14 protein-coding genes are annotated in these 20,891 nt (G+C 59.1%); all 14 read right to left on the bottom strand.

The features are described from left to right. Positions 1 to 101: 101 nt before the first annotated feature. The 14 genes from KDK82_RS16575 to KDK82_RS16515 all read right to left on the bottom strand — a co-directional run bounded on the left by KDK82_RS16575 (position 102) and on the right by KDK82_RS16515 (position 20,885). Positions 102 to 890 (bottom strand): hypothetical protein, encoded by a 789-nt coding sequence (locus KDK82_RS16575; RefSeq protein ID WP_143343485.1) that lies wholly within the window; start codon positions 888 to 890, stop codon positions 102 to 104. 115 nt (positions 891 to 1,005) lie between these two features. Continuing rightward, positions 1,006 to 3,897, bottom strand: a complete 2,892-nt coding sequence (locus KDK82_RS16570; RefSeq protein ID WP_088165647.1) for a fimbria/pilus outer membrane usher protein — start codon at positions 3,895 to 3,897, stop codon at positions 1,006 to 1,008. 120 nt (positions 3,898 to 4,017) lie between these two features. Further along, a complete protein-coding gene (locus tag KDK82_RS16565; RefSeq protein WP_088165646.1) occupies positions 4,018 to 4,794 on the bottom strand; it encodes a molecular chaperone in 777 nt (258 codons plus the stop codon). Between the two features lie 104 nt (positions 4,795 to 4,898). Continuing rightward, on the bottom strand, positions 4,899 to 5,540 hold the full coding sequence (locus tag KDK82_RS16560) for a fimbrial protein (RefSeq protein ID WP_088165645.1): 642 nt from the start codon (positions 5,538 to 5,540) through the stop codon (positions 4,899 to 4,901). Positions 5,541 to 6,257: 717 nt separating this feature from the next. Then, positions 6,258 to 9,350, bottom strand: coding sequence for a fimbria/pilus outer membrane usher protein (locus KDK82_RS16555; protein WP_088165644.1), 3,093 nt, complete (start codon positions 9,348 to 9,350; stop codon positions 6,258 to 6,260). Between the two features lie 274 nt (positions 9,351 to 9,624). After that, on the bottom strand, positions 9,625 to 10,386 hold the full coding sequence (locus KDK82_RS16550; protein ID WP_088165643.1) for a molecular chaperone: 762 nt from the start codon (positions 10,384 to 10,386) through the stop codon (positions 9,625 to 9,627). 113 nt (positions 10,387 to 10,499) lie between these two features. Beyond that, a complete protein-coding gene (locus KDK82_RS16545; protein ID WP_013800427.1) occupies positions 10,500 to 11,087 on the bottom strand; it encodes a fimbrial protein in 588 nt (195 codons plus the stop codon). A 640-nt stretch (positions 11,088 to 11,727) separates the two neighbouring features. Then, the gene (locus tag KDK82_RS16540; protein ID WP_043820300.1) at positions 11,728 to 12,525 is read right to left on the bottom strand and encodes an HAD-IIB family hydrolase; all 798 of its coding nucleotides are present in this window, start codon (positions 12,523 to 12,525) and stop codon (positions 11,728 to 11,730) included. A gap of 86 nt (positions 12,526 to 12,611) precedes the next feature. Beyond that, positions 12,612 to 14,489: a hypothetical protein gene (locus KDK82_RS16535; RefSeq protein ID WP_088165642.1), complete on the bottom strand. Its 1,878-nt coding sequence runs from the start codon at positions 14,487 to 14,489 to the stop codon at positions 12,612 to 12,614. Positions 14,490 to 14,540: 51 nt separating this feature from the next. Next, positions 14,541 to 15,500, bottom strand: a complete 960-nt coding sequence (locus KDK82_RS16530) for a glycosyltransferase family 2 protein (protein ID WP_088165641.1) — start codon at positions 15,498 to 15,500, stop codon at positions 14,541 to 14,543. Positions 15,501 to 15,509: 9 nt separating this feature from the next. Continuing rightward, positions 15,510 to 15,857, bottom strand: coding sequence for a hypothetical protein (locus KDK82_RS16525; RefSeq protein ID WP_088165640.1), 348 nt, complete (start codon positions 15,855 to 15,857; stop codon positions 15,510 to 15,512). A gap of 4 nt (positions 15,858 to 15,861) precedes the next feature. After that, a complete protein-coding gene (locus KDK82_RS16520) occupies positions 15,862 to 17,211 on the bottom strand; it encodes a hypothetical protein (protein WP_179217931.1) in 1,350 nt (449 codons plus the stop codon). A gap of 26 nt (positions 17,212 to 17,237) precedes the next feature. After that, positions 17,238 to 19,211 (bottom strand): hypothetical protein, encoded by a 1,974-nt coding sequence (locus tag KDK82_RS32150; RefSeq protein WP_143343484.1) that lies wholly within the window; start codon positions 19,209 to 19,211, stop codon positions 17,238 to 17,240. Between the two features lie 48 nt (positions 19,212 to 19,259). Continuing rightward, positions 19,260 to 20,885: a peptide chain release factor 3 gene (locus tag KDK82_RS16515; protein WP_043782999.1), complete on the bottom strand. Its 1,626-nt coding sequence runs from the start codon at positions 20,883 to 20,885 to the stop codon at positions 19,260 to 19,262. Between the last annotated feature and the right edge of the window lie 6 nt (positions 20,886 to 20,891).

Here is a 20,891-nt window from a genome sequence, read left to right as displayed (position 1 = left end):
ATCGTACGGGATGCGACAGTTAGCCCTGGCATGTGCAGGCGCATGGCATCTCTGAGGAGTGCAGCGCCTGCTCCAAGGCCCTCGCAAAGGCAGGCTTGGGATCAGTGGCGGTTGAGCGAAAGCTGGGCGACACTGGAACTTCCCATGACCGGCTTGATGCCTGGCAGTTCATCAGCAAGGCAGGATGGAGCTTTGGCGATCATTTTCGGCAGCCTGCCCTCAGCAGCGGGGCGACCGGAAGAATGGGCGACAGCGGCCGTGGTCGGGTTCTCTGCGCTGAGGCTCGCGGTGCAGAACGGACCGGTCGGAGCGGCGGCCTCACGGTCAAACTGGTATTGGGCGATGACCACGTCGTCGACCTTGTATTGAAGGAAAACCCCTTTGAGGGGCCCTGCCTGTTTGATCGGGCCAATCTTCACCAGATCGATATAGATGGGAGCATCGGACAGTTCCTGGATGGGGAAGTAACGCCGTTTTGTATTGTCTGGGTTGGTCGGAACAGGCATTTTTCTGAAGTCTATGCGCAGTCCTATGCCGGGAATGGAGCTCTCATAAGCCCGGTGTATCTGGTGAAAGGTGCCCACGCCATACCAGCCAGAGTTTTGGTATTTTGCACAGAACATTGCACCCCCTTTCATTTCAGTATATTTCTTGTTGATGATATAAGGGAGAAAGGCGACGCGGCCCACTACACTGCCGATTGCACGAGATTCAATATCAAACGGCAGTGGGACCTCCAGCGTTCTACTGGGCAGGTGGACATAGTGATTTTTGCCATCGTTGATGGAGTTGCCGACTCCATCGTTAGAGCAAAAAGCTTGCGCGTGTGCCTGACCTATGGAAAAAATGAAGAGTACTGAGGACAATGCAATGGCACGGGTAATGGTCATGAAAATGCTCCGTTGCTGAATGAAAAGGCGGTTCTTGGATTTCAATATCGCAGGGCAGGTGACCGGCGGACCGCGTGCCGGAAAGGGGGTGGGCACAGCCATGTACCGCGTCGGTTCAGACGCCGACCGAGGCCTGGGCTTGCGTCGGCGAGTCCCGCAATTCACCCACCAGGCTGCGATCGATCCGCAGGCCAGGGCTGTTGTCTGCCTGGCCGTCCGGCGCCAAGGGCGGCTGCGCCTGGCCCGTGTACTGCTTCGCATCGGCCGTGGTGCGCAAGACACTGATGCGCAGGCTCAGCCGCAAATCGCCAAGATGCTTCTCGGCCTGGAAGGGCAGGCTGGACTGGCGGATGGCGATGGGGCGCGAGGTCTCGGCTCGGTGTGTCAGCGCGGCTTGATGGGACGGCGCTGCGGCAAGATGTGACGGCACGCAGTGCAGGTCCATGCTGGCTGGCACACGGGAGCCGGTGGAGCGCTCCCGCGCCGGCAGCGAATAGGCCATGCTGCAATGGGCCGTGCCATCGCCGGCCTTCCACTGGGCGTGCAGCTGCCCCTGGTCCGACAGGCCGCGCAGCATGAGCTTGCCGGCCTGGCCGACCATGCCCAGGTCCTTGCCGCTCTCGTCCGAGACGACGGCGCCGAAAGGCACGGGCGACGTGTCTGCCTGCGTCAGGCGCAGCACGGCCGAGCGGCTGTAGCTCGTCTTGAACACCACCATGGCGGCGGCACCGGCCACCGGTGCGACGCGCCGGTTGGTTTCCTGCAGTTCCACATCCATGGACATGCCCTTGGGGTCCAGCGACACCTCGTTCATGACATAGGGTGTCATGTAGGGCACCACGGCATAGCCCCGTGCATCGATGCGTACACCGGGCGCATTGGTGAGGCGCGCGCCCTCGGCATGCGGGGCCTGCACAATGGCGAAGGTCTCGCCCAGGGGCTGCGATAGCGTGACCCCTCCGGGGTGGGCGACCAAGGCGCCGCGCGCGCCCAGTGACAGTTGCTGGCCGGCCCGGCCCGCGCTCACGCTGCCGCTGAACAGCGTGTACGGGCGGCGGTAGAGGGCATTGGCGCCTGCATTGAGGCGCGATCCCTGGTTGCCGCTGCTGCCGTATTCGGCATTCAGGCCATAGGAGAGATCGCTGCCGACCTGCCCGTAGGTGCTGGCCTGCAACTGGTTGCCGCCGCTCGAGTCATGTGTGAAACGGCTCATGACTCTGGGCTTTCCCGCCCCCAGCGGAATTGTCACCCCTGCGTACAGCTGCGTGCTGGGGCGGCCCCAGGCATCGCGCTGGCGCGAGGCCGACAGGTTGTAGGGAACGCCCAGCCACGAGCTGCTGTAGTTGAGCGTGTAGTCCACGCGGCGGCCCGCGCGGTTCCAGTAGTTGTCCATGGAGGCGGAAATGCTCAGGTTGCCGCCTTGCTCGCCCAGGCGCTGGCTCAGTGTCATTGCGGCGCGCGTGCGCGGGCGCGACAGCAGGGGCGGTGCGCCGCTGGCAGCGGGCCGGGTCAGGTCGCGCGCCCGCATGGCCTCGTTGATGCCGAAGAACCCGTTGGTGGAATAGCGGTAGGCAGCCAGGGTGATGCCCGTGCCGGACTCCGGGAAGGTCTTGGCGTAGGTGACTCTCAGGCTTTGTCCTGAGTAGCTGCGGTCATGGGGGATGCGGGTGTTGGCGTGTGTGAGGTCCAGGCCAAAGGCACCCCATGGTGTATTGAACACGGCGCCCACCGTGGGCGAGAAATAGCCCCTGGCGACCGTGGCGCCGCCATAGGCCGTGAGCATGTTCGAGAGGCCGTACTGCCAGCCTGCCTGCGAGAAGAACGGAGCGCTCTCACGCAGGCCGCGCACCGCGCCCGCCGTGAGGCTGTAGCGGTGCTGGCCCTCGCGCAGCGAACGAGGAACGGCCGCATAGGGCACCGAGAAGGAACGCACGGAGCCGTCGGCCTCCTCGATATCCACCTGCAGGTCGCCGCCATAGCCGGTGGGGTACAGGTCATTGATCACGAAGGCGCCCGGTGCCACCGTGGTCTCTTGCAGCTTGATGCCGTTCTGGCGGATGACCACCCGGGCGTTGGAATTGGCCACGCCGCGCACCACGGGCGCGAAGCCGCGCTGCGACTCGGGCAGCATGCGGTCGTCCGTGCGCAGCCGCAGGCCGCGGAAGGAGACCGAGTCCATGATCTCCCCGTCGGTGTAGGTGTCGCCCAGGATCAGTTGCGATGACCAGTCGGCGATGTCGCGCTGCGCATAGGCCGAGATGCTCTGATAACGGCTCGGTCCCTGATCGCTCCAACTGAACGAGCCACTGTGCCGGAAATGCCAGCGCGCATAGTTGAAGCCGCTGTTCAGGCCCAGGTAGCCCTGGGTGCTGCTGCCCGCTGGCCCGCCGCGCGCATGGTAGGTGTTGAAGTCATAGCCGAGCGTGCCGGTCGTCACGCCCGCGTTCCACTGCTCCGGACTCACGTAGCCGCTTGCCACGCGCCGCATCAGGATCTGGGGAATGCTCACATCCAGTCGTTGCAAACCTACGTTGAAGCTTGCGGAAGCGCCGGGGACGACCTTTTCAATGCGCAGGCACGCCGGGTCTCCATCCGCAACATCCTCGTTCGCCGGCAGGCTCGCCATGTCAATGTCCATTTGCTCCAGCAGGGACATGTTGAAGCAGGGCTGGGCACTGGCACCCCGACTGCGTTGAGTGAACCGCATCTCGGTGCGGGTCATCCAGTTGCCGTTGACCAGAAGGTCCGGGTTGTAGAGACCCGGTTCCACAGAATTACCCTCTGCAAAACGCAAGACATCGATCCCGTCGCCTCCTCGCAGAAAGCTGCTGTTGAATTCGATGTGCTGTGCGCGTGCGGGCGGCATCCTGCCGGCGGTGTGCTCTGTTTGCGAGGCGCGCATATCCATTTGCCAACAGGCCAGTACTGCCAGCAGCAAGGCATGTAGTGGTTTGGCCTTGAACGCGAAACAGCCTGGCTTCCGTACCCTGTCGGCTTTTTTCTTCATAGCAATCCCTCTCGATGGACATGCCTTTTTTTGCACCTGCTGCGCCGTGCTGCCTACCTCGGCCAGTCACGCGTGACCGGCATGGAGGCTTTCGGTGCTGCGTTAGGGATTCGGCTACCGTCAGCGCCCAAGTTCGACCCTGTGGCCCTCGGCACCACCCCAGTCGTTGAGGCTGGTGTAGACCACGACTGCGTCCGCGGGAAGCTCCTTGGGTGGTTGTTCGTTTTCGGCGGGCTTCTGGAATGCAAACTTTGCCGTTTCTCCTGGCAGCACATGTCCTACATTCATCTTGAAACTCTGGCCAGCTGCCTCTACGGCGATATGGCCCAGATTGGCGACATACGCGGTCGGATTACGGGCCTGAAGTACGGCCTGCCCGTCTCGGGTCGTGCTCGCGGACCACTGCAACTGCTCAGGCGCATCCTTCGGTTCGCCCGGAAGGCCCTTGGGGCGATATATCAGCTTGATGCGCGTGCGAAAGGCCAGTGCGAGGCTGCCCTGGGAGCCTTTCGCGTTCTCGGTCTTGGGCGGCACGTCCAGCACGTTGATCCAGAACAATGACTCTCTGTCCTGGAGTAGGGGCTGGCCGGAATGGATGATGCGCAGCATCTGCTGGTCCGAGGCTTCCAGGCGGGTGAGCGACGGCGCGATCACGAAGGGCACATCTATGCCCTCGGGCGCCATATCTCCATCGCCCGTGTCCAGCCATGACTGCACCAGCGATGGCAATTTTCCTTCATTGGAAATCTTGAGGGTGGCTTCCGTCTCGTCGCCTGAAAATATGACCCGTGTTCCATAGAGGACTATGCTGGCATTGGCCGGGAGGACGCAAATAAGCAATGCAGCCATGGCGAAACAATGTGACAGCAGACTGGATCGGCGATTTTTCACCGGCATAGGAGATCCTGAATTTCTGTATATGAGAGAAATGCCGCAGGCATTGGAGGTGAATGCGCCAGCCACCAGAAGGTGGCCGGCGCTTCTCTGAGGCGGTGGACTGCCTATTGATAGTTCATGGTGAAAGTCGCTTCAGCATTCGCCTCTCCTGAGGCAAGGGGCACGGCAGCCACGTAGTACCTGGCGATGTAGTTGAGCGTATTGGTTCCTGATTGCAGGTTGACAGGCGCGGACGGGCCGCTCAGATCCCAGATGGCCGTTGTCGAGTTGTTCTCCAGTAACTGGATGTCGGCCGTGGCATTGCTCGTATTGATGCGGCCGTTCCTGATGGGGCCATCAAAACGGACCGTGGCAGTGGTGGGCTGACTGTTAGATCCTGGGGTTGAGCAGCCATCCAGCCTGATGGTGATCGTTCTATGATGGGCGGGAATAGCAACGTTGCCGACGGCGCCACCGCCAGACGTGAAACCGCGTTCATTGGGAGGTACGATACCGAAATCGATCTTCTGGTCTCGACTTCCCAGATTGACGATGCAAGTGACAGGAGAAATATTTCCTGTGAATCTGACGATTCCACTCTGAGTGGATTGCGCATGGACAGAACTCAGTGCAAGCAAGGACAAGCCCGCAACCGAAAATTTCAATGCAGAAAATTTCATATTTATGCCTGATGAAATTGAGTTTGATGAATATGGTGGATTGAAGTAATGATCTTGTTTGAAACTTTTTCTTTGACGCACCTCCATTTTTGATTTGATATTGGATATTTTTGAATGATTCCAGATATCGATGGCTATAGAGTTGCTGCTGCTGAAAGTTGCAGGTAATATATTTTTTTATGCGTCAATGGGGTGTGGCTGAAGAGGTTTTTTGGGAATATGAATTGACGGTGGATTGTTCTCGTTGATGACGAAATTTCGAAGAATCAGATTCTGATCTTTGGCAATTTGTCTGATCGGCTTATTGTCAACACATGCTCGCTGAAATGAAATTGGATAATTCTGAATTTCGCGATTTTCTCTCTAGGAATTTCCTGATTTTTTGAGCGAATTTTCGGGATTCCCTAGGAATAGTCCTATCTTGTCTTCAATTGCTTACGAATTGGTGATCCGAACTGTGCGTGCGCGGGTCCAGAAATGGCGGGGCAAAGCCTTGTGGGAAGGCTGTCGCCTATGGGTTGGGGGGATCTGCGATGCAGCTGATGCCGGCAGACAAGCCGATGATGGTCTTTGCGAGAAGAGCAAGGTCTCGGCTGTGCCGCCCTGCGGCACAAGGCCCGCAGTCAATCTTGCGGGTCTTGATGAACAGCGTTTGGGCAGTGACGGCAAATAGCTGCATGCCGATGGCTACCCGTACCAACGTATCTGCAGTCGGCGCGGGAGTCGGAAATGGAAGCCTGCTGGTGCAGGCAATCAACGTGGCCCTGCATTGGCAGGGGCCCATTTGGGCTGCTTTTCCGGTGCTTATGTCTGATCGGCCGATGCCAGGACCCTGATCTTCAAGCTGGGCTGCAGGATGGCCAGCGGACGGTCAGCCCGCAGGGTTTGCTGCGGCGGCTTGTGCTTGCCGGTGCCTGCGTCGTGCCCTGCCGCCACGGGAGTTCTGCCCGCGTTGCTGGTGACTGGCACCGTGGTGGGCAAGGCGCTGATCTTGACGCTCATGCGCAGGCCGTCCAGGTTGCGCTCCAGCTTCAGTGCCTGCTGGCTGTCGCTCGGCTGTGTGGCACGAGCGGGCAGCACTGCAGCCGCAGTGACTGCCGGCGCGCTGGCGACTACCGTGGCCGGTGCCGTTGCTGCCGTGCGTTCCTGGGTCATGCCGGCCAGAGCCACGGCCGACGCCGCGTTGGAGGCCGGGGCGCCGGCCACGGCTGTCTTGGCATTGGTGGTTGCGGTTGAGGTTGTCGCGGTCTTGCCCGGCTTGGCCGATGCCACGTCGGTGGCCGCAGGCAGCAGCTTGTTGCTGGCCACGCAGGGCAGTTCCAGGCTTTGCGGCGGCTGGTAGGTGGTGCTGCGCTTTCTTTCAGGCAGGGTATAGGATAGGTTGCAGCCCACCATGCCGGTGTCGGTCTTCCACTGCACCTGCAGCTCGCCCTGGTCAGACAGCCCGCGCGCCAGCAGCTTGCCGGCCTGGCCGATCACGCCCAGTTCCTTGCCGTCCATGTCCAGCACGCTGGCGCCAAAGGGCACAGGCATGTTGCCGGCCTGCCGCGCGCGGATCACGGCCGAGCGGCCATAGGCTGTCTTGAACACCAGCAGTGGCACGGCGCCGGCCAGCGGCGCGACGTGCTGGCTGGTTTCCTTGAGTTCCACGTCCGTCGACAGGCCCTTGGGATCGATGGAGACCTCGTTCATCGAGAACGGCGTCAGATACGGGACGACGGCATAGCCCCGGCTGTCCACCTTCACTCCGGGCGCGTTGTTGATGCGCGCGCCTTCCGCGTTCTTGGCCTCCACGATGGCAAAGGTGTCAGACACCGATTGCGACAGCGTCACGCCGCCCGGGTGGGCCACGATGGCGCCACGCGCGCCTACCGAGAACTGCTGGTAGCCGCTGTTGGCGCTGACGCTGCCGCTGAGTTCGGTCTGCGATGCGCGGTAGGTGGCGTTGGCGCTGGCACTGGTGCTGCTGCCATTCATGCCACCGGTGTTGTGGTTGGCGCTGAGGCCGTAGGAGATGGCGTTGTCGTCGCCCAGCAGCCCGGACAGGTTGGCCTGGGCCTGCACGCGGCCGCGCGAGTCGCGGTTGGTATTGGTGGAGAGCATCATGCCGCGCTCCATGCTGAGCGGAATCGACAGGCCCACGTGCAGGAACGTGTTGGACTGTCCCCAGGCATCGCGCTGGCGCGCCGCAGAGAGGTTGTAGGAGATGTTGCGGAACGAGTTGCTGTAGCCAATGGCGTAGTCCACGTTGGAGCCCTGGCGGTTCCAGTACTTGGCAGTGGACGCCGTGAGGCTGAGGCTGCCTCCCCCGGGGCCAAACTGCTGGCCCATGACCAGGGAGGCGCGGTTGCGAGGCCGGTACAGGTCCGTGGAGGGCCGTAGCAGATTGGCCTGATCCCGTGCGCGCATGGCGTCGTTGAGGCCGAAGAATCCGTTGGTGGAGTAGCGATAGGCGGCAATGGCCACGTGGGTGCCGGTCTGCGCAAAGGACTTGGCGTAGCTGGCACGCAAGCTCTGTCCGGAAAAGGAGCCGTCATTGGGAATGCTGGTGGAGGCGTGCGTCATGTCGGCACCAAAGGCACCCCAGGGCGTGGTGAGCGCCGCGCCAATCATGGGCGAGATATGGCCCTTGGCCACGGACACACCGCCGTAGCCGGTCAGCATGTTGGTGAAGCCGTGCTGCCACGTGGCCTGCGAGAACAGCGGCGAGGTATTGGGCAGGTGGCGCACCACGCCCGCCGTGAGGCTGTAGCGGTCCTGCCCCTCGCGCAGCGACAGCGGCACGGCCGCGTAGGGCACGGCAAAGCTGCGCACGGCGCCATTGGCCTCGGTGATGCTGACTTGCAGGTCGCCACCGTAGCCCGTGGGATAGAGGTCGTTGATGACGAAGGCGCCGGGCGCCACCGTGGTTTCGTAGAGCTTGATGCCGTTCTGCGTGATGGTGACGCGGGCATTGGTGTTGGCCACGCCGCGCACCACGGGCGCGTAGCCGCGCTGGGAGTCGGGCAGCATGCGGTCGTCACTGTTCAAGCGTATGCCGCGAAACGAGGTGGAGTCCATCAGGTCGCCACCCGTGTAGGTGTCGCCCAAGATGAGCTGGGAAGACCAGTCTGCAATGTCGCGCTGTGCGTAGGTGGAGATGTTCTGGTAGTTGCCCCGTCCAGTGTCCGCCCAGCTGAAGGAGCCGTTGTGCCGGAAATGCCAGCGGTCGATGTTGACGCCGCCGTTCAGGCCCAGGTAGCTCTGCGTGGTGTTTTCTGCGTTGCTGGAGCGCCCGTGGTAGGTGTTGAACTGGTAGCCGAGCAGGCCGACAGGCACGCCGGCGCTCCATTGGTCGGGGCTGACATAGCCGCGCACCGAGCGGCGCAGCGAGGCCTGGGGCACGCTCAGGTCCAGTCGCTGCTTGCCGAAGTCGAAACTGGTGAAGGCGCCCGCGATGATCTGGTCCAGCCGGTTGCAGCCACCGTCGGCAGCCAGCTTCAAGGCGGCCTCGGGCGGCAGGCGCGAGAGGTCGATGCCCACCTTCTCCAGCAGTGCTTTATCCAGGCAGGGCAGCGCGTCCTGTGAACCGGCGAGTGCCTTGAACTGCACTTCGCTGCGGCCAACCCAGTTGCCGTTGATGTAGATGTCTGGGTTGTAGCTGCCTGCCGTGACCACGTTGGCGCGCGAGTAGCGCGAGACGTCAATGGTCTGCTTGCCGGTGTTCAGAAAGCTGGGGTCGAAGTCGACGGCAGCCGGCGTGGGCTGCCACTGGCCGGTGGACGTGGAGGTCGTGACTTCCTTGACCTGCTGGCCCTGCTGGGCCTCGGACTGCCAGCAGACCAGCACGGAGAGCAGCAGCGCATGGCCGGGCTTCAGTTGGAAATATCCGGCAGGGCCTTGGCCTGGCCCCGGCATTGTTCCTTTTCCTTGCCTTGTATGCCGGCTTTTGATTCCCTTTTCTGAATCTGGAAAGACTGGCCTGATCATTTGCTTATCTCCTAATGCTGTGCGCCCGATGCAAAGCGAACGGCCAAGGCCGATGTGCCAGTCCCGGTAAAGAGACCGATGCAGTTTTGCTGGGTATTAACGCGGTGTATCGGTGTGCTGGCCGGGCTGAAAATGCAGTGGCGTTAGATAATCAGACCGGAGAGGACGGGGGATTCGCGTGGCTGTGCTCGCATTGCCCTGTTTATTGGGCGGAATTGCCAATTCTGGCTTCGTGGTTGAGACTGGCGCCCCAATCATTGATGCTGCTGAACATCACCGTGGCACCGGTCGCACCAGCCATATTGGCACCCGCAGGTTCCTTGATTGGGAAGGTGGCCACCTGGCCGGGAAGAACGGGCCCAACGCCTGCCTCGAAGGATTTGCCGTTGAGCTGCAATTCAACGCCAGCCACATTGACCACAAAGGCGCTGGGATTGCGTGCGTTCAACACAGGCTGGTTTTTGGCGTCAACGCCTGCCGACCATTGAAGCAGGGCAGGAGCCTCCTGGGCATTGCCGGGCAGATTGCCGGGCCGGTACATGAGCTTGACGCGAGTGCGAAAGGCGAACTGGAGATTGTTGGAGTCGCCTTCCATTTTCGCCTTGGGCGGGACGTCCAGCACGTTGAGCCAGAACAGGGATTCCTTGTCAGCAGGCAGTGCTTCGCCCGAATAGATGATGCGCAACGTCTGGGTCTTGCCCGCCTCGATGCGCATGATGGTGGGCGTGATGACGAAGGGAACGTCGATGTTCTCAGGCGATTCCTGGTTGTTGCCCTTGTCCAGCCAGGCCTGCACCAGGGCAGGTTTGCTACCTTCGTTGGTGAGCTGGATGGTGGCTTCCTTCTCGCCACTGGGGAAGATGATGCGCGTGCCCGTCAATGTCACGCTGGCCTGTGCCGCCGTTCCAAGAAGAAGGGACAACAGGATGGCAGCAAGCCCATATGAACGTTTGATCGTCAGCATCGGAGAACTCTCTGGGTTTTGAGCGAAAGAATGGGGCCGGTCCCATGTCAGGAAAGCAGAAGACACGGCATATCGACCACCGCAAGGCGGCCGATATGCCTGAAAGTCAGTGATTACTGATAGACCAGCGAGTAGGTCACCGAGGTGTCGGTACGGCCGGCCGTCACGGGGCCGGTGGCCACGTATTCGGAGGCGAAACGCATGATGGCCCGGCCATTGCCACCGACCTTGTTGTCGATGTCCACAAAGCGCGATTGGGCGGAACCGATCTTCAGGCGCTCGTTGTTGCTGGGATCCACGATGGCGATCTGGACACCGGAGGCCACGGTGGGCGCACCAGTACCGCTGGCCGCTGCGGGCTTGAGCATGCCGGTGACCAGGTCCACGTTGGGGCCGGCTTCGAAGAACACGGCGACCTTGGAGACGGGCGCTGTGGAGGTGGCGGTGGCCAGCTCACAGCCGCTGAGTTCCAGCGAGAACGCCTGGCGGCCGACCGTGGCACCCACGGTGGCCAGCTGGTTGTTCGCCACGTTGGGCAGCTTCACGCCGTCCTTGGCGGCGCCGGCGACCGTGGTGTCCACCTTGCAGGTGGTGGTGACCACCTCGCCCGTGAAGTTGATGGTGCCGTCTGCTGCTTGAGCGGTGTTCATGGCCATCATGACCAGGCCGGCAACCGATGTCAGCAATGCGATCTTTTTCATGGGTATTCCCTCGAGTTGAAGAGATAAATGAAATTCCAGCAGCGATGAATGCGCTGGTGGAATAAGAGACTGTGTGAATGTTTGAGTGGTTAATAAATCATCAGTGTTCCATGTTCACCTCGTCAATCCAATGGTTGGTAACTGTCAGCATGGTCAAGGATTTGCAGGGGTTGCGATCATGCTGGAATAGGTGGTGGCGCTGACATGGAGAAATTGTTCGGATGAGGGAGTGTTGGCGAGGGATGGGCGAGGTTTGTTTCTCTGGCATGTTTGAAGTTGAATTGTTCAAATACACCAGTGCCCAATGGCGCGGATGGGATGCAGGAGAGAATCTGTCAAAGAAAAAGGCGAAACAAAAACCTGTTCTTTGGGTATGTGATGGATTCTAGGTGTGCACCGCCACTATATGAAATAGGGCGCATTCTGATAATTGATGCTTGATCTAGGAATAGTCCTAGATTTGCTCTGTCGAATGGGGGAAAGAGGGTGCACAGCCCGCCTGCGCCGGGCGGTTGGCTGTGCTGAGGGTGATGGTGTCTGCGGGGGGAGCGCGGGTCCCGCAGATCAGGACGGGCCGATGGGGTAGTCGAAGGCGAAGGCGCAGGCCTGCAAGGGCTGCACCGGCCCTCGGCCCTGTGGATCAGGGGCGCTGGGTCAGCAGGTACTGCGCCATTTCGGCAAAGCCGTCTCCACGCTCGGCCTGGGTGACATGGCGAGGCAGGTGCTTGAGCTGGGGCACGAAGCGCGCGATGTTGGCCACGCCCAGGCTGTGGGGCATGTGCTCGAACATGAGCTGGTCGTTGGTGGAGTCGCCGATGTAGATCCAGCGGTCCAGCGTGGCGTCGAGGTCGATGTCGAACAGGGTGCGCAGGATCCAGCGCGCGCCTTCGAGCTTGTTGTGCGCACCGAACCAGCCGTTGATGTGGATGGAGCTGACGGTGGCGTTCATGCCCGCCGCCTTCATGATGGCCACGCAGCGGTCAATGTCCTGCTGGGGCATCTGGGTGAATTCGCTGTGGTCCACGGCAATGTCGCATTCGCGGCCCGCCGAGTCGGTGGCGCGCAGCGCCCCGGGCACGGTGGCCTCGATCTCGGCCAGCACCTGCTGCATGCGCGCGTAGTTGGCGGTGCGCGTGGCCTCGTCCTGCTGGTAGAGCTTGTCCAGCCCGCCCTGCGCATTGCGCCGCAGTGCCACGGCGCCGTTCTCGGCCACGATGGCATCCACGGGCCAGGCCTGGGCAAACGGCTCGCTCCAGCCCACGGGCCTGCCCGTGATCGGCACCACGCGCAGGCCGGACTGCTTGAGCCGGGCGATGGCATCGACGACATGGTCCGGCACCACGCCCTCGGTGGTCAGGGTGTCGTCGATGTCGGTGAGGATGCCGAGCGGCGATGCGGGAGGTGTCCAGAGGGACAGCGGCTGGAGAGTTGTAGGCACGGTCGTCAAAATGCAAAAAGCCGCCCGGGGCGGCTTGTAAAAGGGCAGCGTTTGCGCGCACGGACCGTGCGCGCAAGGGCTCCATCCTACTGCCTGGCGAATTCGACGATGGCCTTGTAGAACTTGTCGGAGCCGTCCTTGGGGTTGTCGGGGGATAGCTCCATGCGGTTGACGCCGTGTTCGGCCGCGCCCTTGAAGCGCTGGTTGATCACCGAGAAGTAGTAGGGGCTGATGAAGCTGGCGCCTGCATCGTAGTGGGCCTTTAGCGCGGCCAGGTGCGTTCCTTCCAGCTTCCATTGCTGGGGGTTGAATTCAGGTGCGCCATAGCCGCTGCCGATCTGGTGCTGCTTCATGAAGCCGCGCAGCCAGTCACTGTCGGTGGCTCCGCCATACATGTTCAGGCCCTGCCGCCAGGGTGCCTTGCCGTCGAGCGTCTGGGTCGAGGCGAACAGCTGTGGATTCCAGGAGGGGTTCACATCGGGAATGATCTGGTGGGAGTAGAGCTTGGCTGCGGGCAGGCCGGCGGCAATGGCGCGTTCGTGGAACACCGCAAGCTGTGCATACACCTGCGATTCGCGGTAGTGGTTCCAGTCGCGGGCCAAGGGGTTGTAGTAGACGTCCTTACCGGAGCCAGGCATGTCCAGCCAAGAACGCACCCCCTTGAGCCGCAGCATGGCAATGGGCGGCAGCCAGCCCAGGCGTTTGGGCCCCATGTTGTTGACGACCTTGCCCTGGTCGCGCGGCACGATGTTGAAGTCGATGTTGGCCAGCTGGTACTTCCTGCCCCCCGATTCGGCAACTACCTGCACCACATGCTTGCCAGCGGACATCTGGCTGAAGTCGAGGTTGTGCCGGAAGCCCGTATTGGGACTGGTGATGTTGTCTACCGCGCGGTAGACATCCAGGCGGTTGAGGCCGCTGGCCATGGGGCCGACCAGCTTGCCGTCCACGTACAGCTCCAGCCGCTCGATGGCTTTCTCAGGGTCCCAGAGCCAGCCGGCGACGGGAAGCGTGCCGTCGGCGAAGGCATCGTAGTGTTCGCCGAAACCGTTGAGCTTCTCCTTGCGGATGTCCTTGGACGGTGCAGGAATGGCATCGAACGATGGGTAGTCCAGCCCGGTCTGGGCCTTGAACTGGGCAATGTCCTTGTATTTGGTGCGAAGCCATTGGCGAAAGCCTGCGACCGAGCCCGGGCTGTAGTCGGTGACACGGATGTCCTGATAGGCACCCATGCCGTTCTCGAAGTCCGGGAACATGTGGTGCAGCTCGCCTGGTAATGTGTAGGCAATGATGCGGTCCTGCACAGGCTTGGGCAGTTCCCGTATCTTCCTGGCCATGTATTCAAGGGCCTTGAAGCGGTAGTGGTTGACGGGAACCGAAGCATCCGTCGAGAGCGTGTAGGGCAGGATGCGGTAGCCGAAATAGCCCAATTCCAGAGGCTTGCCGTCGCGTAGCTGCATCAGGTTGACGGGGTCCTTGGCCAGCTCGTCGGCAATGGGGCCGACGGAGTCGAAATGGTCTGCAGAGAAATACAGCACGACCGGACGCTGCACCTTGCGGATAACGTTCAGGAAGCTGTCCACCTTGGCTTCGTCGATTTCCCAGCCCTTGGCCGTGCGCTGGTACAGCCCCAGCAATTGCAGCGTGGCGGTGTAGCCGATCTGCACGTTGCCCTTGGGGCCACCTGGCTCCAGCGTGTCCAGCAGGCGGTTGACGGCAGCGGAGCCGTCCAGCTTGCGCTGCTGGCAGAAGGTATAGGCCTCGTCCATGGACTTGATCCTGGGGTCTGCAACGGCTTCATCGCACAGGAGCATGCCTTCCACCGTGGGCGCGATGACCAGGGGCTGGTCGCGCGTGGCACCAGAACCTGTCTGTGCATGGGCTGCCATGGATGTCAGGGCAAGGCCTGCGGCGATCAGCGTGGATGCGTATGGAAGGTGGAAGGTGCGAGGCAGGTGGGGCATGGATGGGCTGGTGGACAGGTCTGGATGTGGCAGGCCGCGAAGACGGCGCGGTCAGGCGACGGCTTCGTCTTCGAGGGACAGGCTGACCGGCTCGGTGGGCACGCTGCTCACGTCGTAGTGCAGAAAGGCGATCAGGCACTGGATGCCGATGATGATGGGCAGCGCCGCCAGCATGACGGTTCCGCTGGTGGCCGGATGACTGGCGCCACCGATCCAATGCCAGAGACCGAACAAGGTGCCCAGCAGCACGAGCAGCACGTCGCTCAGGCTGTACAGCGTTCCCACGTTGAAGTCGCGTACCAGATAGTTGTAGACATAGCGCCGCCATAGCCGAGAGGCGTGCTTGCGCAGGAATTCGGGCAGCACCTTGCCGATCTTGAGGTTGGACTCTTCATCGGCATAGACCGAATCCATGGGCACATCCTTGACGACGGCGCGCACTGTATTCAGACGGAACAGCATGTCGGTCTCAAAGAAGTAACGGCTTTCCAGCTTGTCCAGCGGCAGCTCGGCCAGCACGCAGGTGCGCACGGCGGTGTAGCCATTGGTGGGGTCCATCACGTTCCAGTAGCCGCAGCTGAGCTTGGTCATGAAGGACAGCACGGCATTGCCGAAAAGGCGTACCGGAGGCATGTCCTGTACCGACTCAGGCCGGTAGAAGCGGTTGCCCTTGGTGTAGTCGGCCTGGTGGCGCAGCAGGGGACGCACGAACAGCGGCAGCAGCGAGGGGTCCATCTGGCCGTCGCCATCGATCTTCACCACGATGTCCATGCCGTCGGCAATCGCCGCCTTGTAGGCCGTGACGATGGCGCCGCCCACGCCCCGGTTCTCGGGGTTGTAGAGCACGCGCACGCGTGGGTCCGTGTTGTTCTCCTCGATGAAGCGTCCACTGCCGGCAGGGCAGGCGTCGTCCACGGCATAGATGGCCTCGACTTCGGGGCCGATGGCGTTGATGACACCGAGCACATGCTGGGTGACCTTGTAGCAGGGGATAGCGACGGCGATACGCAAAATTGACCTCTAGTTGGTTGATGCAATAGCTACACCGGCCATTATGAGCGCGCCACCGGCAAATGTTCTCCAGTGCAATGGCTCATTGAATACCACCCATGCGAGAGTAGGGACGATCAGAAATGCCAAGCCCATGAAAGGGTATGCCATATGCAGAGGTGCGTGGCGAAGAATCCAGATCCATCCCAGGGTGGTGAACCCGTAAAGGACTAGAGAGGAAAAAAGCCAACCATTGAGAATCCAATCAATAATTTGAGGATTTTCCGGTAGCGCAGTGGCGGCTTTTTTGAATAGTAATTGTCCAATTGATATGCAAACCACACACAAGAATGTTAGTAATGTCAATATGGGTGTCATACGATTATTTTTTTGTATGAATGCCATGCTTTTTCATCTGTAGTATTGGCAAGAATACTAGTGTGATCGTGAAGAATGGAAGTATGTATCGGTATTCGCCCGCGATAGAGAATATAAAAATCCCGCCCAATTGCACTATCATGGGGGTGGAAATTAAAAGAAGCGATTTATTGCATTTTGTGATGCCGTCGCGCATTGCTATGAATAGCAATGCAAGGCCAAGAAAAGGCGTCCACAGAAGCCAGCGAATATTGTAGCTGGCTTCGAATTCATTGAATAATAATTTCTCTGCGTCAGTGAATTTAAAAATCCGGTATTCTGATTCTGATTTTATGATCTTGATGACATGCTCGGCATAGGTATGGCTTGGTAAGCCTCCTTGTGCAAAAGCCGAAGTCAGAAATATATTGACTCTGCTGGACAAAAATGCCGGGATATTTCTCCATAGGTTGTACCTGAAAAATTCGCGGATGATAATATTTTTTTCTGACCGTGGGATGTTCAATACCTGAGGGCCATCCAATTTGAATACAAGTGGGTCCCAATAGTCTCGGTCATAATTTTCCAGATAGACTTGGAGTGGCTTATACCTCTCCATGGCATCTACGGTTTTTTGTGAAACGCGTGGTGATGCCACCCAAAGATTCATGGGTCGAGGTTGTAGGAAATTGACGGTTTCATATATGACCAAAGGGTACAGTGAGCCATGGCTCCTATTGGGGTGAGCTGAATTGATGACGCCTATCAGAAGGCAGTTGAATGCCAGCAGTGTTGTGAGAAATACACTTGCTCTTCGATTTTTCTTCCACAGCCAGAAGGCAAGCACGGCAACGGGCACTAAAAAAATTATGCCATTTGGACGGCTAAATGCTGCAAATGGAAGTACAAGGATCAGTAGTAGGGAGGTTTTTGATATTTTTTTGCTCTCGGAAATGATCCACAGTTCGAAAAGCAAGCCGGCAATGGCAATCGAGTAAACACCATCCGGATACAAGGTTCCTATGAAGAAGATGGCTTGCGGAGCAGTACATATAAAAACGAATAGAAAGATTGCAGTCTTCTTTAGTCCCCGGCTCCAGGTCCAGCTCAATATTCTCGACTGAATGATGGCGGACAGAAGCATAATGACCCCGATGGGGGCTTCAACATGCTCATGGCCGCTGTAGAACAGTTTTACGAAGAAATACCAGAACGCAGGTTTTCCGGAAGCCTGATTGATGGGGTCGTTGACCTCCAACAGAATTGCAATGCTGTCTTGTCCCAGGACACCCGGCCAGAAAACCATCAGCCAAAATCCATAGATGGCTGTGAGTAGTGCAAGAAAAGCCAGGAAGGATTTGGTTTGAGCCTTCATTCCATCTGATGACTGAGAGTCTCTGATCATTGTGGATTTTCACGCCTATATACATTGATGGGAGTGCCGTGTTTTATGAAAGCATCTGCCGCCTGGGGTATGGTATTTTGGAGCAATTCTATCGCACTCCATGTCACCTTGCTGCCTTTCGGGCAATTGAATGTAGCCTCCAGAAATCCCTCGCCAGCGGGCCTGAGTTGATAATTCCCAAAAATCGCATAGGTGTGCAATGCACCATCAGGCTTGGTATCTATTTCCGTAGATGTACGAAATCCAGGTCGCACCTGATGTGAATTGGTCAAAGAGATGTTGACCTTTTTGCACGAGCTGGAAGCATTTGGTGCGGGAGCCAAGGAAAACCGCATTCTCCATAACATATCTAGGACCATGTAGTGAGACAGGGTGTCGTAGTTGTGCGAAGGCAAAGGAATCCTGAGTTTGGCGGGGGATTCTTCAAGAACCCAGGTGTCTTTGTAAGCCTGGGTTGCGCCCACCGCTGTCATCGTGCCAAAACGCGCATTGTTGAAGATGACTGACGTAGGCCCCGGACGATGAGGATCCATTCCCCATTCTTCGTGGCGTATTGAATACTTTGTAATTGCCGGGGGGAGTGTTATAAGCAAGCCGACAATTGCAATGCGAGAGACAACCCAGCGTATATTGGAATATGGATTTTCCTGTATTGACCAACTGGGCTTGAATATGATGCCGAGACTGACCCCGCACGCCAGTATAATCCATGGTTCCATGGAATATAAATTATAGCGATCGTTGTAGAGAATAGGCGTCAGTTGCACAGCCATTGCAAATGGCATGAGCAAGAGCGGGAAAAACAGAAGCGCCCGAGATGTATTGTTGTCATCTGTGGATTGGATTTCTGTCTCACGGCGTTGCTTTATCCGATGCTTTATGAAAATAAATGTGGCAGTCAATATGGCTATCCATTCAAATATCCTGAATGGTCTTAAGCCGGGTTCACCCAATAGTTCTGGAGTGCTGTAAAGCAGCCAGGATTTGAGCTTGTATCCGAAGAATCTGATATTGTCCGAAAATTCAGTGTTCTTTATGATTTCAAGGGCGACACGTCTGTTAATTTGATCTGATTCAAGAGCGAGGGGGTTTCCCTTGGTTTGAGGGGCAACGGTTCCAGCAATTGCACCTGCATCGTAGGCAAACCCTGAGAAAACGGGCTCGAGTCCTGCTTTGAGTGGGCTTACTCCATAGTAAATGCCGGTGCCCGCACCTGTTCCAATAGACCAAACGTTGAAGTATGTGCCATTTTTTATAATCACCAGAATCGGAAGAGCCAGTGCCATGATCAATGCAGTACTCAATTGTCGGCAGATAGTGATCTTTTTGATGTCTGCTGTCTTGGCGGCGTATTTCCAGTATATTCCTGCAAAAATTAATAATGCCAATATCCCCACAGTGAAGAATTGCAGTATGGGGCGTGTAAGTAGGGTGACTGTGAGACCGAATGCCAAAAATCCGGCGCACACTTTTCTTAGTCTGGGTGTGAGTGCATACTCTATAACAGCCGTGATGAGAACAAGTAGTCCAAAAAGATACAGTGACTCTGTAAGGACGTGAGGGGCGTAATAGACGATGGTTGGATGGAACACCAGGAGATAGCTGGACGCCATTCCTGCGACCCATCCGGCCAAGCGATAACCGCAATACCACATCAAAAATACGCAGGCTAGAAATAGAGCGCAGTTCGCAATTTGAATTGAAATGGGGTCTGCTGACCAAAGGGCAGGCCACAAATATCCCAGCGGAGCCACGTTATAGCTCAACTGATCTTTTGTTAGAAAATGCCATGGCGCGGCAAGCAAACCGCGGGCTGCCGGTAGATAGGTATGCTGTGCATCACCATTCAGTACGGAGCCTGCAGGAGGGAAGAACTGAGCAAGTCTTTTCTGGGCCGATAAGAGAATCCAGATTAGCCAGATGAATGAAATAAATGGTATCCAAATTTTTTTGATATTGCGATTCAACATTCCTGCGTCCAGCGTCACTAATTCGGTGAAAAAGAAAAACCGCAGCTGTTACCCTACTTGCAAAGCCAACCCCGCATGCTCGCGCAGCGGATGGAAATGGATCTTCGGAAACCGCTCCTGCGCCAATCGCACGTCATAGGGTGACGTGCACAGATAGGCCAGCGTATCGGCCGCATCGCGCGCCATGCGCAGCGGGTAGGCGTTCTCGAATTCGCGCAGTTCGGCCGGGGTGTCGGCCGTGATCCAGCGGGCGCCGGTGTACTGGCAGCCTTCCAGGCGGATGTCGCAGTCGTATTCGGCGTTCAGGCGGTGCTGGACGACTTCGAACTGCAGCTGGCCCACGGCGCCCAGCAGCATGTTGCCGCCGGCCTCGGGCTTGAAGACCTGGATGGCGCCTTCCTCGCCCAGCTGCATCAGGCCCTGCTGCAGCTGCTTGGTGCGCAGCGGGTTCTTGAGCACCACGGTCATGAACATTTCCGGGGCGAAGAAGGGCAGGCCCGTGAATTGGAGGTTGGTGCCGTCGGTGATGGTGTCCCCCAGCTGGACGCCGCCATGCGTGGTGAAGCCGATGATGTCGCCCGCATAGGCTTCTTCCACGGCTTCGCGGCGCTGGCTCATGAAGGTCACGACAGAGGTGGGGCGCAGCTCCTTGGCAGTGCGCTGGACCTTCATCTTCATGCCGGGCGTGTACTTGCCCGAGGCCACGCGCACGAAGGCGATGCGGTCACGGTGGTTGGCGTCCATGTTGGCCTGGACCTTGAAGACCACGCCGGAGAAGCCTTCGTCCTCGGGCTGGATGATCTTTTCCACCGGCTGCTTGTTGACCAGCAGCGAGCTTTTGCGGGGGCCGGGCGGGGGTGACATGTCGACCACGGCATCCAGCACTTCCATGACACCGAAGTTATTCACGCCGGAGCCGAAGAAGACCGGCGTGAGCTTGCCTGCCAGGAAGGCCTCGTGGTCCCAGGGGGCCGAGGCGCCCTGGGCCAGTTCCATGCTTTCCAGCGCATCGTCGAAGGACTGGCCGAAGCGCGCGCGCAGCTTGTCGGCCTCGGCCAGGGGGATGGCCTCGAAATCCTGCGGGCGGCGTTCGCTGCCGGGCTGGAACACCGTCATGGTCTGGGTGAGCAGGTTGATGATGCCGCCGAACTGCCGGCCTTGGCCCACAGGCCAGGTGACGGGGCAGCAGGGCATGCCCAGCTCGCGCTCGACTTCGTCGAGGATGTCCAGCGGATCGCGCACTTCGCGGTCCATCTTGTTGACGAAGGTGATGATGGGCGTGTCGCGCTGGCGGCAGACCTCGATCAGGCGGCGGGTCTGCGATTCCACGCCGTTGGCGGCGTCGATGACCATCAGCGCCGAGTCCACGGCCGTGAGCACGCGGTAGGTGTCTTCCGAGAAGTCCTTGTGGCCGGGCGTGTCGAGCAGGTTGACCACGTGATCGCGGTAGCTCATCTGCATGACCGAGCTGGCCACCGAGATGCCGCGCTGCTTTTCGATTTCCATCCAGTCGGAGGTGGCATGGCGGCTGGCCTTGCGGCCCTTGACGGCGCCCGCGATCTGGATCGCGCCCGAGAACAGCAGCAGCTTTTCGGTCAGCGTGGTCTTGCCCGCATCGGGGTGGGAAATGATGGCAAAAGTCCGGCGGCGCCGGGTTTCAGAGGCGTATGACACAGTATT

The organism is Delftia sp. K82, assembly GCF_002193035.1.
In the GTDB taxonomy this organism is placed as follows: Bacteria; Pseudomonadota; Gammaproteobacteria; order Burkholderiales; family Burkholderiaceae_C; genus Comamonas; species Comamonas acidovorans.
This window is presented reverse-complemented; position numbering and strand designations above follow the sequence as displayed.

Excerpts from the sequence above, each read along its gene's own strand:
- KDK82_RS16560 (WP_088165645.1), bottom strand. The coding sequence starts at position 5,540 with ATGGAGGTGCGTCAAAGAAAAAGTTTCAAACAAGATCATTACTTCAAT.
- KDK82_RS16555 (WP_088165644.1), bottom strand. The coding sequence starts at position 9,350 with ATGCCGGGGCCAGGCCAAGGCCCTGCCGGATATTTCCAACTGAAGCCC.
- KDK82_RS16535 (WP_088165642.1), bottom strand. The coding sequence starts at position 14,489 with ATGCCCCACCTGCCTCGCACCTTCCACCTTCCATACGCATCCACGCTG.
- KDK82_RS16570 (WP_088165647.1), bottom strand. The coding sequence starts at position 3,897 with ATGAAGAAAAAAGCCGACAGGGTACGGAAGCCAGGCTGTTTCGCGTTC.
- KDK82_RS16575 (WP_143343485.1), bottom strand. The coding sequence starts at position 890 with ATGACCATTACCCGTGCCATTGCATTGTCCTCAGTACTCTTCATTTTT.
- KDK82_RS16545 (WP_013800427.1), bottom strand. The coding sequence starts at position 11,087 with ATGAAAAAGATCGCATTGCTGACATCGGTTGCCGGCCTGGTCATGATG.
- KDK82_RS16550 (WP_088165643.1), bottom strand. The coding sequence starts at position 10,386 with ATGCTGACGATCAAACGTTCATATGGGCTTGCTGCCATCCTGTTGTCC.
- KDK82_RS32150 (WP_143343484.1), bottom strand. The coding sequence starts at position 19,211 with ATGTTGAATCGCAATATCAAAAAAATTTGGATACCATTTATTTCATTC.
- KDK82_RS16520 (WP_179217931.1), bottom strand. The coding sequence starts at position 17,211 with ATGAAGGCTCAAACCAAATCCTTCCTGGCTTTTCTTGCACTACTCACA.
- KDK82_RS16525 (WP_088165640.1), bottom strand. The coding sequence starts at position 15,857 with ATGACACCCATATTGACATTACTAACATTCTTGTGTGTGGTTTGCATA.
- KDK82_RS16565 (WP_088165646.1), bottom strand. The coding sequence starts at position 4,794 with ATGCCGGTGAAAAATCGCCGATCCAGTCTGCTGTCACATTGTTTCGCC.